Source organism: Pseudomonas sp. St290 (assembly GCF_018325805.1).
GTDB classification, from domain to species: Bacteria; Pseudomonadota; Gammaproteobacteria; order Pseudomonadales; family Pseudomonadaceae; genus Aquipseudomonas; species Aquipseudomonas bijieensis.
In genome coordinates this window covers 3,495,979-3,511,332 of sequence record NZ_AP014703.1, presented here as the reverse complement: position 1 = coordinate 3,511,332, position 15,354 = coordinate 3,495,979, and the positions used below count along the sequence as shown (strand labels likewise).

Here is a 15,354-nt window from a genome sequence, read left to right as displayed (position 1 = left end):
CTAGCGCGCCGCTTGGCTCGTCAGGGAAAATCCGAAGGTATTGAGCCCATCCTTGCTGTGGGCAAACACTCGTCCACCGTGCATGGACGCCACGGCCCGCACAATGGAAAGCCCCAGGCCATGGTGCGCGTCGCTCCGGGCCCTGGCGGCGTCGGCGCGATAGAAGCGTTCGAACAAATGCTCCAGATGCACGTTGTCGATAGGCTCGCCTGCATTGGAAACGCTCACCTGGGCCTGCATGCCATGGCTTTCCAGGCGGACGATGATGACGCTCTCCGGCACCGCGTATCGCGCCGCGTTTTGTATCAGATTGGCGAGGGAGCGGTGAAACAGGCGTCGGTCGATGCATACGCGCATGTCGCCTTTGATCACCACGTTCAGCTGTTTGTCATGCAAGACAGGCTCAAGGTATTCCACCGTCTTCGATGCCTCTTCATAAAGCGAGACATCACTGAGCTCGGTCGCCCGCTGCCCACTTTCGGCACCCGCCAGGAACAGCATGTCATTGACGATGGTGCCCATCCGTTCCAGTTCTTCGAGGTTGGACTGCAACAGATCCTGAAGCTCATTCACGTCCCGCCCGTGGGCCAACGCAACCTGGGTCTGCCCGATCAGGTTGGTCAACGGCGTTCGCAGCTCGTGGGCCACATTGGCATTGAACCCTTCGAGCTGGCACCAGGCCGCTTCCTGGCGAGCCAAGGCGCCGTTGAACGACACCGCCAACTCCTGCAATTCGCTTGGCAGCGCCTCGGTGTCCAGTCGCTGCTTCGAATCCCCCGGCGGCAGGCTGTTGGCCTGACGGCTCAGGCGCCTGACCGGCCCCAGGCCAAAACGCGCGATCCAGTAACCGAGCAATGCCACCAGCACAACGCCCAGCGCCGAAATCAGGATCAGCACCTTGGTGAATTGGTCCAAGGTCTTCATGAACGGCGTTGAATCGAGCCCCACGATAAAGCGCAACTCCGGCCGGCTCCCCATGGCGGCGATGGTCTTGACCAGCAGCACCATGGGACGATGCCGGTCAGGTAACTCGACCGTGGAGAATCCATCCGGGCGCTTCGACCAATCCTGGCCGTCCGGCATGGCCCCGCCATAACTGTAGGCCGGGTCGTCAACCAGCACCCAATAACGCACCCGCTCGTCCGCGGGAGTCAGGCCATCCAGCTTCTCACGCAAGCCGACCCAGAACGCCGGCGAATCGTATTTTGCGAGCACGGGGTCGAGTACGGAATGACGCAGGATCAGCTCGTTCTGCATCTGATCTTCGAGCGATTGCTTCAAGGAACAGCGCAACAGCGTCGCACTCACCGCGGTGATCAGCATGACCGAAAGCGCAAACATCAGGCCGAGCCGCCTGGATATCGATCCTTTCATCATGGCGTACCGTTTTGCCTGCCATCGGCTTCGCGGCTTTCCAGTACATAGCCCATGCCACGGACCGTATGCAGCAGCTTGCGAGGATAAGGCGCATCCACTTTAGCGCGCACACGCTTGATCGCAACCTCGACCACGTTGGCATCACTGTCGAAATTCATGTCCCAGACCTGCTCGGCGATCATCAATTTGGGAAGAATCTCGCCCTGGTGCCGCGCCAGCAGGCTCAACAGACAGAACTCCTTGGCCGTGAGGTCCAGCCGCACCCCGGCCCGGGTGACCTTGCGCGCTTGCAGGTCGACCTCGAGGTCATCGATGCGCAAGTGCGTCGGGTCGGCCGTGTCGTCGGCGAAACGCCGGATCAATGCCTGGATGCGCGCAACCAGTTCGGCAAATGAAAAGGGTTTGGCCAGGTAATCATCGGCGCCCTCTCGCAGCCCACGGACGCGATCATCCACCGTGCCCCTTGCCGACAACATGATGACCGGGGTTTTCTTGTACAGGCGCAAGCCCTGCAGCACGCCGTAGCCGTCCTTGCCCGGCAACATGACATCCAGGATAACGACGTCATAATCCATTTCCAGCGCGTAGTGCAGGCCATCGATGCCATTAGTCGCGACATCAACGATGTAGCCGAGCTCGCTCAAGCCACGGTGCACATAAGAGGACGTCTTTTCCTCGTCCTCGACGATGAGCAAACGCATCGGGTAACTCCTCCGTAGAAGCGGCGCGGGTCGAGACGGACTTTTATCCATCTCTCAAGCATTCTGGACAGGCTGTGTGCACCATTTTCCAGACTACAGAACAAAGGTGTCCTGAACCTGACCGCTTCCTGACATTCTTGTCAGAATAGACCGACGTCTGGCCCCGTCGCTGGAAAAACCATCGTCCGGAAAGCGCCTCAAATCAATCCTAGCGTCAGGGCTTTGAGCGTCGCAGCCGCACGGGTGGTGCATTGAAGTTTACGGAACACGTTTTCCACATGGGTACGAACCGTGCTCGGACTGATGCCCAGTTGACGCGCCACTTCCTTGTTGCTTCCGCCTGCACTGATGCGCCGTAGAATTTCGGTTTCACGCTCGGAAAGCAGGCCACCGCCAGGCTTGCAGGCGGTCATCGTGGTATCCCCGCGCGCCGCTGCGATGACCGCCTGACAGGCGCGTCGGTCAAAGCGTCCCTGATCCGCTTCGTCCAGCAACAGGCGGGTGGCATCGTCATGACTGAGGGCCGGTCGCCACGGTCGGTCGCTCAGCAACGCTTGCCAAGCCAGGGCCGCGGCAAGCAAGAGGTGTTCGCTTTGCAGCGCGTCGCCGCTGAGACTGCGAAAGTAACCACTGCCATCCAGTCGTTCGTACGCGTGAGCCGCTATCCGACCCGACACGGCCAGCGCCGGTATCTGGCCGCAGGCCCGCGACGTCCAGTAAGGCACCAACCGCACTTGCTCAAGATCGCCCTCCAATAACGCTCCGGGAATGTTCCAGACTCGATTGGGCACTGCTGCGCGGCCAATACCATGGATGAGCGCCGCTTGGCCGAGATGGTCAACGGCTGATGCCGCCAGGCCGGAAAGCCTGGCGGCCTCGCGCACCAGTTCCGAGGCGCAGCGCGAATATCCCGACAGCCACGGGAGCTTGAGATCGATCACATCGCCGACCAGGGTCAGCGGCACCTGTGCCGTGGTTTCCCGCGGATCGACAGACTGTGATGTCCGCAGCTGATCCAACCAGTCCTCAGCGTGCTTCAACATTTCGCTGGCGAGCGCTGCTGGATAACGTCGGTCGCTCTTGCTGCTGATCCACTGTAAAGCCACCTCCAGACCGTGGCTGCGGGACAGAATTTCCAGATCCCCTGCCAGCAACACCTGATAAACCACCTCCGGTACCTGCGGATGACGCAGGCCGAACGGCCTTCCCTCCCCGTCGTATTGCTCGAACACATGACGCAGCCCGTGTTCGACTTCGGTTCTCAAGCCCAATGTATGAGCGATATCACCGGACACCTCGCAATGAATCTGTGCCAGCGGCGTGGACCTGCGCATCGCTCGCTGGCCCGCCGCACTGAGGGTATTCGTCAGCATCGCGTTGCGGCCCTCGACGTCATCGCCCAGCAGTTGGGTGAAACCCTGCGCATTGGCGGTGCACCCTGACCAGCGCAGCAAGGCGACCTGGCGTCCGATCTCGGTGTGCTCGCCAGCACCATTGCATGCCTGCGCGAGCATCAGCACCAATCGGGCGGTGCGGCGCGACTGATCGAACGGTTGGCCCATGCTCAGGTCGCCGACCATGGACAACGCCAGAATGGCGTCTTCCAATTCGATACAGTCACCTGCCGACATGTCGTTTCCTCCGGACATTCGATTGAACATTATTGATGTGGCCTCGGATAAATGACCGATACCTCAGCCGCCGAGTATCGCTGAAACTGCGCTCACCCCATACAGGAGATCGCATCATGTTCAAACCCAAGGCCCTTGCCCTCACACTCGCCATGACCTGTTCCTTGTTCGGCGGCGCAGTACATGCCGCGACGCAGCAACCTTCTGTCGTCATCGTCCATGGCGCTTTCGCCGACGGGTCCGACTGGGGCAAGGTCGTCCCGCTGCTGCAGGCGGAAGGCATCAAGGTCACCGTGGTACAAAATCCGCTGACCTCGCTGGCTGACGATGTCGCCGCCACGCAGCGTGTACTGAACAACCAGGAGAACGACGTCGTATTGGTCGGCCATTCCTGGGGCGGCACCGTCATCAGCGAGGCTGGCACCGACAAGAAAGTACGCAGCCTGGTGTACGTCGCCGCGTTCGCCCCGGATGCCGGTCAAGCCAGTAAAGACCTGGGCAAGGACTACCCTGCCCCGTCCGGTGTGAAAGACATCGCCGCCGACAAAAACGGTTTCCTGTACATGACCGCCGAGGGCATGGCCACCGGGTTTGCCCAGGATCTTTCCGCACAGCAAACCGCGGTAATGGCGGCGACGCAGGGGCCGATCCGCGCCTCGGCCTTCGATGACAAAACCAGCGTCGCCGCCTGGAAAGGCAAGCCAACCTGGTACGTCGTGGCCAAGGAAGACCGGATGATCCAGCCTGATCTGCAGCGGGCTTTCGCCAAGAAGATCGGTGCCAAGGTCAGCGAAGTCGACGCCAGCCACGTGCCGCAACAATCGCGCCCGGCCGATGTTGCAAAAGTCATCATCCAGGCTGTTCAGAAGAGCCAGTAATCCCTGGCCCCTTCTGCGCTGAGGTCGAGGGAAGTGCGCTGCACCTGGAATGTTTGCCGCCGCGAGTCATAGCGCAAGCGGTAGCCGAACAGCCAGCCGCAACGTACCTCCCTGCCCTGGCGAAACTCCATGAATCTGGCGAACGAAACACTCCGCCCAAGGAGCCCTGCTCATGAGTTCCGAGCTGAAAAAACATCATTTCGACTTTATCGTCTGTGGAGCGGGCACCGCCGGCTCCGTCGTGGCCGGACGGCTGGCCGAAAATCCCGAGGTCGAGGTATTGCTCATCGAGGCTGGGGGCGGCGATGAACACCCCCATGTGCTGGAGCCGGGAAACTGGCCCCTGAACCTTGGCAGCGAGCGCGATTGGAACTTCGTAGGTGCCGCGAACCCTCATCTCAACGACAGGGAAATCCCGCTGAATATGGGCCGCGGATTGGGCGGTGGGTCCAGCGTCAATGTCATGTTGTGGGCCCGCGGTCACAAAAACGATTGGGAAGATTTTGCCGCGCAAAGTGGCGATCCTGCGTGGAACTACGCCTCGGCCCTGAAGATTTATCAACGCGTGGAAGACTATCAGGGGGCCTGCGATCCAGTCCGTCGCGGCAAAGGCGGACCGGTTCATGTCGCGCCTGTGCGAGACGCTCAGCCGATTGCGAACGCCATGCTCAGCGCGGCTGCCGGAATGGGTATACCGGTTTTTGACAACCCGAACGGCGCCATGATGGAAGGCCGCGGAGGTGCTGCCTTGAACGATCTCATCGTCAAGGATGGCCGGCGTAACTCCATCTACCGCGCATACGTCGCGCCACGCCGTGGCCAGCCCAATCTCACGGTCTTGACGGATACGCTTGTCAGTCGCGTGCTATTCAGGGACCAACGCGCCATCGGCGTGCAAACCATAAGCAATGGCCAGACCGAGTGCTTTTACGCCAATCACGAAGTCATTCTTTCGCTGGGAGCGGTCAACACGCCGAAGGTCCTGATGCAATCAGGCGTGGGGCCGGAGGAAGAATTGCAGCGCCATGGCATTGCGCTCGTCCAGCAGCTCCCCGGTGTTGGCGCCAATCATCAGGATCACGTGTCCTTTGCGGTTATTTTCGAATACGCGACGCCACAAGCGGTGGGTTACGGCGGTTCGGAGGCGACGCTCTACTGGAGCAGCGACAGCACTTTGCGTCTCCCGGACATGTTCCACTGCCAGGTCGAATTTCCAGTACCCAGCGCAGAGACCGCCTCACTCGGCGTGCCCGTACACGGCTGGACAATGTTCGCCGGCCTTGCCCACCCGGAAAGTCGCGGACGGGTCAAGCTCAGCGGCCCGAATGTGACCGATGCCCCCATCATCGAACCCAACACGCTGTCGCATCCGGCCGATCTGCGCAACGCGCTGGAAAACATTCGATTTGTCCAGGAACTGGGCGCGCAGGCCCCCTTCAAGGGCTTGGTAAAAGGTGAAAGCCTGCCTGGAAAACTGAATACCCAATCGCTCGAACACTACGCGCGCAACGCGGCCGTGACTTACTGGCACCAATGCGGTACGGCAAAAATGGGCCAGGACGCGATGTCCGTGGTCGATGGTCAACTGCGGGTCTACGGAGTCCAGGGCCTGCGCATTGCCGACGCTTCCATCATGCCGCATGTCACCAGCGGCAATACGATGGCCCCGTGCGTCGTGATCGGTGAGCGGGCCGTGGAGGCTATACGGGCCACTTACGGCATATAGCATTGGTGGCGGCACCATTGCGACGGTTTCATAAAAAGTGTGGGGCGGCTTTGGCTATCCGCCTCGACCTTCAGACAGCCAATGCGGGGGCATGCGGAACGAATTCGCAGGCACATGGATGCCGGGGGCTTTTTCAACGGGTTCCGGCAATGATCCGGGACGATGTGCTTGTTAATCCGCATCATCTCTTATGCATATTTGGAATTAAATAAATAGCTAAAGAAACTAAATAAACGACCTTAGCTCACCTATCTTAAAATCTTGAAACCCCTCAGGTTCCTGTTGAATAAAGAGGATTGCGAGGCCGATATGGAGATCACCTTCGTGGTGGATAGGCAGCAGTTGTTGGACTCGACTTCCCCTGGCCCTTCCTGTGGCGACAACCCTGGATTCGACGCCGCCTTCCTTAAGGCTGACTGACGCCCGAATACGAGCCACAGGAAGCCGTTCATGGCAATCACGCAAAACAATCGCTTGGTGCAGGTCGACAGTCCTCTCGGCGAAGATGTGCTGTTGCTGCAAGGCATGGAAGGTAGCGAAGAGTTGGGGCGGTTGTTCCACTACGAGTTGGACCTGACTTCCGAAGACCGAGCAATCACGTTCGACCAGTTGCTGGGCAAGCCGATGGGCCTGACCCTGGAGCTGTACGACGGCGGCAAACGCTACTTTCACGGCATTGTCTGCAGTTGCCGGCAATTGACCGGCCACGGCCAGTTCGCCGGTTACCGGATCAGCTTGCGTCCCTGGTTCTGGCTGCTCACGCGCACCTCGGATTGTCGGATTTTCCAGAACAAGACGGTGCCGGACATCATCAAGCAGGTGTTTCGCGACCTCGGTTTCTCCGATTTCGAAGACGGCCTCAGCGGCAGTTACCGCGAGTGGGAATATTGCGTGCAGTACCGCGAAACCAGCTTCGACTTCGTCAGTCGGCTGATGGAGCAGGAAGGCATCTATTACTACTTTCGCCATGAGAAATCGCGGCATGTCCTGGTATTGGCCGATGCCTATGGCGCTCACACCACTGCGGCGGACTATGAATCAGTGCCCTTTTATCCGCCCGATCGACAAATGCGCGAGCGTGATCATTTCTACGACTGGCAACTGGCCCGGGAAGTACAACCCGGTTCGCTGGCGCTGAACGACTACGACTTCCTACGCCCTCGCGCCAGCCTTGAGGTGCGCTCCAGTGTGCCGCGCAACCACAGCAACGGCGACCATCCGCTCTATGACTATCCCGGTGAGTACGTACAGAGCAACGATGGCGAGCACTACGCGCGCACCCGCATCGAGGCTATTCACAGCCAGTTCGAGCGTGTGCAGTTGCGCGGTCGCGCTCGCGGGCTGGGTTGCGGCCATATGTTCACGCTGACGGGCTATGACCGCGCGGACCAGAACCGCGAATACCTCGTGGTGGTCGCCCGTTATCAGATCCGTCAGGAAGCCTATGAAAGCGGACAGTCGGATATCGCCGAACAGTTCGTCAGCGAACTGGACTGCATGGATGCCAACCAGGCCTTCCGCCCTCTCCCCCTCACGCCCATGCCCATTGTCCGCGGGCCGCAGACTGCCGTGGTGGTCGGCCCCAGTGGCGAGGAGATCTGGACCGACCAGTATGGCCGGGTCAAGGTGCATTTCCATTGGGATCGCCATGACCAATCCAACGAAAACAGCTCCTGCTGGATTCGCGTGTCCCAGGCCTGGGCCGGGAAGAATTGGGGCTCGGTGCAGCTCCCGCGGATCGGTCAGGAAGTCATCGTCAGCTTCCTGGAGGGCGATCCGGATCGACCGATCATCACTGGCCGCGTCTACAACGCCGAACAGACCGTGCCCTATGCGCTGCCGGCCAACGCCACCCAGAGCGGGGTGAAAAGCCGTTCGAGCAAGGGCGGCTCACCGGCCAACTTCAATGAAATCCGCATGGAGGACAAGAAAGGCGCCGAGCAACTGTTTATCCACGCCGAGAAGAACCAGGACATCGAGGTCGAGAACGACGAGACCCACTGGGTCGGTCATGACCGCAGCAAGACCATCGATAACGACGAAACCGTGCACGTCAAACACGACCGCACCGAAACCGTCGATAACAACGAAACCATCACCATCGGTGTGGACCGCAAGGAAAAGGTCGGCAACAACGAAACCATCTCCATTGGCGTGAACCGCACCGAGGATGTTGGCAGCAACGAGAAAATCACTATTGGTGCCAATCGCACCGAGAGCGTGGGCAGTAACGAGACCATCACCATCGGTGCCGACCGCACGGAAAAAGTCGGTGCGAACGAAAAAATCAGCATCGCCAGCAACCGCACCGAGGACGTGGGTGGCAACGAGACCATCGGCATCAGCGGCAACCGCAACGAAACGGTCCAGGGCAACGAAGGGATCGAGATCAACGGCAACCAGAGTACCCAGATCGGCCAGAACGAGTCCCGCGATGTCGCTCAGAACCGCAGCACGAGCATCAAGCAGAACGACAGCCTGGATGTGGGCAAGCACTTCTCCCTCAACGCTGGTGACTCCATCAGCCTGACCACGGGCGCGGCCAGCATCACCATGAAGAAGGACGGCACCATTGTGATCAGCGGCAAGAACATCACCATCGACGGATCCGGCGCCATCAACATCAAGGCCAACAAAAACGTGGTCGTCAAAGGCCAGAAAATCCTGCAGAACTAGCCACGGAGTGGGCGCCATGACCGTTGAATATCATTTCCCCGTTTCCTCTACCGCCACGCCCGCGCGCGTGGATGGCGTCGTGATTGGGGTGCTGCTGGATGTGCCCGGGGCAGATGCCCCGGTGGTGGCCTTCCCTGGCTGCCCCGGCGAAACGGGCCTCGCCGCGCGCACCACCACCCCGCTCGCCCGTGAAGACATCGGCGCCCAGGTCGCACTGATGTTCGAGGCCGGCGATTTGACCCGGCCGCTGGTGATCGGTCGCATCCAGCGCCTGCCGCAAACCGCCACGCCAGCCGTCGCCCACCTGGACGGCGAGCGCTTGGAGTTCACGGCAGAGCGGGAAATCGTCCTGCGCTGCGGTAAGGCGAGCATTACCCTCACGCGTGAGGGCAAGGTGCTGATCCGTGGGACCTATCTTTCGAACCGGTCATCCGGCGTGAACCGCATCAAGGGCGGTTCGGTGCAGATCAACTAGACAGGTAGTCGACTCATGGAGCTGCTCAACGCCAGCAAACTGTTTGCGGCCTACACCCAGGGCCTGGAGCCCGATGGTCGCGAATCCCTGGTGATCGTGGCCAAAGGCACGTTTGATTTACCGCTGGACGGCCGTGCGGCAACCCTCGCCGACACCCAGCAACCGCTGCTGATGGCCGACACCTTCCTCGGCGAGCCGGGCCTCAGCGCCCCGCTGCAGGAAATGGACTTCGCCCCGGTCAAGCCATTCTGCGATGTGCTGGTACGCGGCAAGGCCTATGCCCCAGGCGGGCGGCCCGTGACGCAGCTGGCCGCGGGCATTCGCGTCGGGCAGATGAGCAAAGCCTTTTCCGTCCTCGGCCCCCGACAATGGCAACCGGGGCTATTGGGGGTATCTCCCGGTTTACCGCAACCCTTTACCCAGCAGGACATCTCCTATGCCCAGGCCTACGGAGGCTCCCATCCCATGGCCAAGAATCCGGATATGCGTCATTGCTACCCGGACAATCCAAGCGGTTGCGGTTGGTTTCCAGGCAGCATCGACAGTGCTGAAGTCGCTTACAAGCCAATGCCGAATACGGAAGAACTGGGCAAGCCGATCGACAGCCCCTCCGGCGATTTTCGCCCCATGGCCCTCGGCCCCATCGGTCGTAGCTGGCCACAACGCGCCCGTTTCGCCGGTACCTACGACGAGGCCTGGCTGGCCGACTGCTTTCCGTTTCTCCCGCAAGATTTCGACCGTCGCTACTTCCAGGCAGCCCCTGACGATCAGCAGATTCCTTACCTGCGTGGCGGCGAGGACGTGCTACTGCTCAACCTCACGCCCCAAGAGCGCGCGGGCTTTCGCATCCCTGAAATGGAGGTGCCGGTGACGTTCTTCTTGAAAAAAGGTGGCCATGAGACTGTGCAGGCGGTAATCGACACCCTGCTGATCGACACAGACGCGCGCCAGGTGCAACTGACCTGGCGTGTTTCCCGTCCCCTGCGGCGCAACCTGTTCGAGATCGCCCAGGTGCTGGTTGGCACAATGTCCACGGGTTGGTGGCGCGCCCGTGAACTGGGCAAGGATTACTACCCGTCGCTCTCCTCCCTGGTAAAAGCCAGGCGCGCCCCCGAGGAAATGGACGGATGACCGCACTTTGCATCATCGGCTCCGGCATGGTCAGCGCTGTCGGCCTCAGTGCACCCGCGAGCTGCGCGGCGATCCGCTGCGCCATCGACAATTTCCAGGAAACCCGTTTCATCGACCAGGGTGGCGAATGGCTGATGGCCGCCAGCGTACCTCTGGAGCAGCCCTGGCGCGGCCGCACCAAGTTGCTCAAGATGGCCGCTCGCGCCATCGCCGAAGCCTTACAGAGCACCCCCGGGGTCGATCCGGAAAAAACCCCGCTGCTGCTGGGCGTGGCCGAAGTCGAGCGTCCCGGCCGCCTCGCCGGCCTCGACAAGGGGTTGCTGCAGGCTATCGAAACCGAACTGGGCCTGCGTTTTCATCCGGACTCTTACATCATCGCCCGTGGTCGGGTCAGCGCCGCCGTGGCCCTGCTGAATGCGCGCACGCTGATCTACCAGAGCGGCCATCGCCACGTACTGATTGCCGGCGTCGACTCTTTTCTGAACGCATCGACGTTGGCCGCCTTCGAAGAACGCGAGCGCCTGCTCACCAGCCAGAACTCCAACGGCTTTATCCCCGGCGAAGGCGCCGCCGCCGTGGTGCTGGCGGCCCCCGTCGCCCGTGAAGAGCCGCAACTGGCCTGCATGGGGCTGGGGTTCGGCGTGGAGAAGGCCACCGTGGAGGCCGAAGACATTCCCCTGCGCGCCGATGGTCTGACTCAAGCCGTGCGCGCAGCCCTGAGCGAAGCCGGCTGTGGGTTGGAGCAGATGGATTATCGGCTCACCGACATCTCCGGTGAGCAGTACTACTTCAAGGAAGCATCCTTGGCCCTCAGCCGAACCCTGCGCGTGCGCAAGGAGTTCTTCCATCTCTGGCACCCGGCCGACTGCATTGGCGAAGTCGGCGCCGCCATCGGCCCGGCCATGCTCGCCGTGGCCCTGGCTGCCAGTCGCAAGGGCTATGGCGAAGGACCGAATATCTTCTGCCACCTCGGCAACGACGCTGGCGAACGCGCCGCCGTGATGCTCAGTTACCAGACTGTGAGGGCTGCGTAATGGCGAATGAGGTGTATGCCAACAATATGGAAATTTCCTGCAAGGCGGCGGATGGCAAATCGATCGCCTGCTTCCCGGATGTCTGCTTCACCCCGCCCCAGGCCCCGCCCACCCCGCTGGGGGTGCCGATTCCCTACCCCAATACCGGCATGGCCAAGGATACGACCAAGGGCACGCGAACGGTTAAGATCAGTGGCAAGGAAGCCATGCTCAAGGATAAGAGCTATTTCAAGACCAGTTATGGGGACGAGGCTGGCAATGCCCCGAAAAAGGGGATCATCACCGGCAAGATCAAAGGGAAGGTCTATTTCACGGCCTGGTCGATGAATGTGAAATTTGAAGCTGAAAACGTCGTACGAAATATGGACCTGACCACCCATAACCACGGTTCAACGTCCAACACACTGGCATGGCCCTATTTGGATGCGGTAGCAATGGCCGACCCCAACAACCCTTGTGTCAAGTCAGGCACCGTGGAAAAAGTAAAGGCGGCCTGCCCGCCGCCAGCCAAGTCATTGTCTCGCGGCGCAATACCCGGCCCCGCCGACAATACAAGCCCCGCGTGCTGTGAAGCACGCAAATGCATGCTGGTACCAAATTCGCCCAAAACCCGCTGTTCAAAATGTGGGGGAAAGACCCCGCACCACCCGGTACCGGTAGCAGATTTATCGACACCCCGGCCCATCAATCCGAAAACCGGGAAGCTGAAAGTCCGTGGTGATCCTTTCGTCCCGACATACGATCACAACAAGGCCCCCTGCATATGTGTAGAGGGCGCTGACCACAACTCTCGTCAAGGCCCGACGGAAAAACTCATGCAGCATGGACGTATCGGTAGGGGGTACGTGGTCAAACGAGATGCGATGTTGGACGGTCGTGATGATTTCACCTACGCGCAAATAAGTGACCTCTCGGCCCAAGCGGTCGCCGATGAGACGGGCTGCGATAAAAACTGCCTGAAGGCTCAGATCGACAAAGGTCACGCAGACCTGGGCGTTGGCCCGGAATCAAGTATGCGCAGGGGGGAAGTTCGCGCACCCGCCCTTGAAAAGAAGCCGAAGAACCCGGCCCCCTTGATATAGAGATGCCATCATGAACAATGAAGACTCCCTGTTTTTCACCTGTGGCCTAATTGTTAAGCCGGGCACAATCGTTATTCCTGCGCAGTACAACTCCCTGCCGGACGAACAGATGTCCAGGGTCGCCTTCTGCTTCGATGGAAATTGGGTCTACAACGACGTAGACAACGATGTCATCGGGGCGGTCTGCTTCAGACGCAGTGACAACAGCCTCTGGATGCTTGGACGAAATGGCAACCTTCGTTATGTGAGGTCTGGCTCGGCGGACTTCACTCTGGACAACATTCGAGGAAAGTTCGAAAACCATCGCATCGAAACAGGTCGGCTTGGCGAGCTGCTTTGCATAAGAGAAGTCGAGAACCAGTTGTACATCTGCGGCCAGTCATCCCAGGTTTATCGTCACTCAAACGGTGCATGGACGAACATGAGCCCTCCCGGAACGAAAATAGGCTCTCCAACCTTGGAAAGCCTGGATGGCCTGTCGCACGACAATATCTATGCGGTGGGTGAAAAGGGCCTCATCCTGTACTACGACGGATCGTACTGGAGCACCCTGGACTCCCCAACCAATCGCCCGCTGTCATGCGTAAGGTGCAAGAGTGAAGAGGAGGTTTATGCATGCGGGAATGATGGTCTGTTGCTGCTAGGCAACCGCGATCGATGGCAGGTCATCGACACAGAGAGAACCATGAATTTCTGGGACATGGCGCTGTACAACGGGGATCTGTACCTTTCCCATGTGCACGGCATCGTTCGATATGATGGGCAGGACTTCTTCGACATCGATACGGGCCTTATACCCCCTCCCGGCGCCCATAAACTTGATGCCCGTGATGGACTGCTGTACTCCTTTGGTGTTGACGACATACTCAAGTTTGATGGCAATCAGTGGGAGCGGGTGATATGCCCGCACAACACATGAGTTTGCCCGCCACCTCGATCATTGCGATGCTTGGTTCATGAACAACTCGCTGTCCCGGGTGGTCGAGCAGCACGCCGAAGAAGCCAGCTTCCTCGTGGTCCTGCGCGACTATGCCCTGCGCGCACCGCACTACGACATCGAGCACCTCGACAAACTCGATAACCGCCTTGACGCCCACCTTGATGGCTTGCGCATCGCAACCCCTGACGGCCTGCAAACTCTATTGGCCCAGCTCGGCCCGCACGCCATCGGCGAGATGTTCGCCAGTGTGGTGCTGGCTTTCGAGGCGGCCGATGCGAACGTGCTGTCGCGGCTCAGCGAACATTTGCGCACGGCCATGGAAACGGAGCGCGGTTATCTGATGGCCTTGGGCTGGCTCGACTGGGAGCGGATATCGCCCTGGATCGAGCGCATGCTCGCCGCCCCTGCCCCGCTGTTCCGCCGCCTCGGCCTCGCCGCCTGCGGCATGCATCGCCACGACCCAGGCCCCGCCCTGCTGGCCGGACTTTCCGATGCCGACCCCAGCGTGCTGGCACGTGCCGCGCGCACGGCTGGCGAACTGCGCCGGCGTGACCTGCTGCCGGTGATTCGTGCCCACCGCCAGCATGAAGACGCCGCCACGCGCTTCTGGGCCAACTGGGCCACCACCCAAATGGGCGATCAGCAGGCCTTGGAGCCTCTGCGCTCATTCGCCGAACAACCGGGCGAATTTCAATACCGCGCGCTCTGTGTGCTGCTGGCCTGGCAGGAACGCGAGCCCAGCATCGCCTGGATACGCCAGTGGGTACAGGATCCCCGGGATCGGCGCATCGGCATCGAGGCCCTTGGGCTGCTGGGCGATCCGGTCTGCGTGCCTTGGTTGATCCAACAGATGAGCGACCTGCCCTTTGCCCGGGTCGCCGGCGAAGCCTTCAGCCTGATCACTGGCGCTGACCTGGCGTTGCTTGATCTGGAACTGCAGGCCCTGCCGGATTTCGATGCGGGCCCGAACGACAACCCTGAAGATCCCAATGTCGCGATGGACCCCGATGAGAACCTGCCCTGGCCCGACCCGCAGGCAATCGAAAAATGGTGGCAAGCCAACGGCGGACAATTCCAGGTGGGTACGCGTTATATGCTGGGTTTGGCCCATAGCGAACACAGTTTTCAGCAAGCCCTTGTCCACGGCCAGCAACGCCAGCGCATCGCCGCCGCCTGCGGCCTCGCCCGCTATCGGCCAAACGACGTGCTGTTTCCCACTAGCGCGCCGGCCTGGCGGCAAAAGAGGTGGTTGGCAGCGGTCAACGCCGCATCGAACATCAGCGGCACGAAACCACCGAGCTAATCCTGTACCGGCGGGCATTTGTGATCCCGATCGGCTGCGATTCCCGGGTGTGTGGCCTGAGGCGCGGCAGGGTAACAACGATTTTTGGTGAAGCAGCACACAAAATGTAGGAGATGTACAAAATAATTATCCTACGTTTCGGTCGCTAAAACAGCGATCTTCCAGGGAATGCGCGCGTCTTCTGGGCCTTTGAGCCCGTGGGCTTTGAGCCTTTAGCGCTGGCCGCATCGGACATCACATCTCTCTCCGTCTACCGATTTTCAACGGTTGACCGCCCAGTCATAGCGTCCTAGCCTAAGCGCGCGGCAAAAACCGGAGCAGTCATAGGACGTCGCATCAACGAACAGTCCTTTCTGACGCTCCTCTGGCAAGGGAATGTGCCGCGAGCGACTGCCGGCTC

At 60.4% G+C, this 15,354-nt stretch carries 12 protein-coding genes; 9 read left to right on the top strand and 3 right to left on the bottom strand.

Annotated features, from left to right (window positions below; genetic code table 11):
- From PBDP_RS15330 to PBDP_RS15320, 3 genes are all read right to left on the bottom strand, one after another.
- A complete protein-coding gene (locus PBDP_RS15330; protein ID WP_212800872.1) occupies nucleotides 1-1,374 on the bottom strand; it encodes a heavy metal sensor histidine kinase in 1,374 nt (457 codons plus the stop codon).
- A complete protein-coding gene (locus tag PBDP_RS15325; RefSeq protein WP_109754108.1) occupies nucleotides 1,374-2,078 on the bottom strand; it encodes a heavy metal response regulator transcription factor in 705 nt (234 codons plus the stop codon). The genes PBDP_RS15330 and PBDP_RS15325 overlap by 1 nt, the downstream gene beginning before the upstream one ends.
- Before the next feature lie 197 nt (nucleotides 2,079-2,275).
- The gene (locus tag PBDP_RS15320; protein ID WP_212800871.1) at nucleotides 2,276-3,709 is read right to left on the bottom strand and encodes an HD domain-containing phosphohydrolase; all 1,434 of its coding nucleotides are present in this window, start codon (nucleotides 3,707-3,709) and stop codon (nucleotides 2,276-2,278) included.
- 116 nt (nucleotides 3,710-3,825) lie between these two features.
- Here PBDP_RS15320 and PBDP_RS15315 point away from each other — a divergent pair, with 116 nt between their 5' ends.
- From PBDP_RS15315 to PBDP_RS15275, 9 genes are all read left to right on the top strand, one after another.
- Nucleotides 3,826-4,587: an alpha/beta hydrolase gene (locus PBDP_RS15315; RefSeq protein WP_109754106.1), complete on the top strand. Its 762-nt coding sequence runs from the start codon at nucleotides 3,826-3,828 to the stop codon at nucleotides 4,585-4,587.
- Nucleotides 4,588-4,759: 172 nt separating this feature from the next.
- Nucleotides 4,760-6,313, top strand: a complete 1,554-nt coding sequence (locus PBDP_RS15310) for a GMC family oxidoreductase (RefSeq protein ID WP_212800870.1) — start codon at nucleotides 4,760-4,762, stop codon at nucleotides 6,311-6,313.
- A 450-nt stretch (nucleotides 6,314-6,763) separates the two neighbouring features.
- Nucleotides 6,764-8,989, top strand: coding sequence for a type VI secretion system Vgr family protein (locus tag PBDP_RS15305; protein ID WP_109754104.1), 2,226 nt, complete (start codon nucleotides 6,764-6,766; stop codon nucleotides 8,987-8,989).
- Nucleotides 8,990-9,005: 16 nt separating this feature from the next.
- Nucleotides 9,006-9,464, top strand: a complete 459-nt coding sequence (locus PBDP_RS15300) for a DUF6484 domain-containing protein (RefSeq protein ID WP_109754103.1) — start codon at nucleotides 9,006-9,008, stop codon at nucleotides 9,462-9,464.
- Between the two features lie 15 nt (nucleotides 9,465-9,479).
- Nucleotides 9,480-10,595 (top strand): DUF2169 family type VI secretion system accessory protein, encoded by a 1,116-nt coding sequence (locus PBDP_RS15295; RefSeq protein ID WP_212800869.1) that lies wholly within the window; start codon nucleotides 9,480-9,482, stop codon nucleotides 10,593-10,595.
- Nucleotides 10,592-11,629: a hypothetical protein gene (locus PBDP_RS15290; RefSeq protein ID WP_212800868.1), complete on the top strand. Its 1,038-nt coding sequence runs from the start codon at nucleotides 10,592-10,594 to the stop codon at nucleotides 11,627-11,629. Before PBDP_RS15295 ends, PBDP_RS15290 begins: the two co-directional genes overlap by 4 nt.
- On the top strand, nucleotides 11,629-12,711 hold the full coding sequence (locus tag PBDP_RS15285) for a PAAR-like domain-containing protein (RefSeq protein WP_109754100.1): 1,083 nt from the start codon (nucleotides 11,629-11,631) through the stop codon (nucleotides 12,709-12,711). Before PBDP_RS15290 ends, PBDP_RS15285 begins: the two co-directional genes overlap by 1 nt.
- A 10-nt stretch (nucleotides 12,712-12,721) precedes the next feature.
- Nucleotides 12,722-13,630, top strand: a complete 909-nt coding sequence (locus PBDP_RS15280; protein WP_163858684.1) for a hypothetical protein — start codon at nucleotides 12,722-12,724, stop codon at nucleotides 13,628-13,630.
- Nucleotides 13,631-13,667: 37 nt separating this feature from the next.
- Nucleotides 13,668-14,954 (top strand): TIGR02270 family protein, encoded by a 1,287-nt coding sequence (locus PBDP_RS15275; protein ID WP_212800867.1) that lies wholly within the window; start codon nucleotides 13,668-13,670, stop codon nucleotides 14,952-14,954.
- Nucleotides 14,955-15,354: the final 400 nt, after the last annotated feature.

What these genes read in the sequence shown, in the direction of transcription:
- PBDP_RS15305 (WP_109754104.1), top strand. Translation starts at nt 6,764, where the DNA reads ATGGCAATCACGCAAAACAATCGCTTGGTGCAGGTCGACAGTCCTCTC.
- PBDP_RS15300 (WP_109754103.1), top strand. Translation starts at nt 9,006, where the DNA reads ATGACCGTTGAATATCATTTCCCCGTTTCCTCTACCGCCACGCCCGCG.
- PBDP_RS15280 (WP_163858684.1), top strand. Translation starts at nt 12,722, where the DNA reads ATGAACAATGAAGACTCCCTGTTTTTCACCTGTGGCCTAATTGTTAAG.
- PBDP_RS15275 (WP_212800867.1), top strand. Translation starts at nt 13,668, where the DNA reads ATGAACAACTCGCTGTCCCGGGTGGTCGAGCAGCACGCCGAAGAAGCC.
- PBDP_RS15330 (WP_212800872.1), bottom strand. Translation starts at nt 1,374, where the DNA reads ATGAAAGGATCGATATCCAGGCGGCTCGGCCTGATGTTTGCGCTTTCG.
- PBDP_RS15285 (WP_109754100.1), top strand. Translation starts at nt 11,629, where the DNA reads ATGGCGAATGAGGTGTATGCCAACAATATGGAAATTTCCTGCAAGGCG.
- PBDP_RS15310 (WP_212800870.1), top strand. Translation starts at nt 4,760, where the DNA reads ATGAGTTCCGAGCTGAAAAAACATCATTTCGACTTTATCGTCTGTGGA.
- PBDP_RS15295 (WP_212800869.1), top strand. Translation starts at nt 9,480, where the DNA reads ATGGAGCTGCTCAACGCCAGCAAACTGTTTGCGGCCTACACCCAGGGC.
- PBDP_RS15325 (WP_109754108.1), bottom strand. Translation starts at nt 2,078, where the DNA reads ATGCGTTTGCTCATCGTCGAGGACGAGGAAAAGACGTCCTCTTATGTG.
- PBDP_RS15315 (WP_109754106.1), top strand. Translation starts at nt 3,826, where the DNA reads ATGTTCAAACCCAAGGCCCTTGCCCTCACACTCGCCATGACCTGTTCC.
- PBDP_RS15320 (WP_212800871.1), bottom strand. Translation starts at nt 3,709, where the DNA reads ATGTCGGCAGGTGACTGTATCGAATTGGAAGACGCCATTCTGGCGTTG.
- PBDP_RS15290 (WP_212800868.1), top strand. Translation starts at nt 10,592, where the DNA reads ATGACCGCACTTTGCATCATCGGCTCCGGCATGGTCAGCGCTGTCGGC.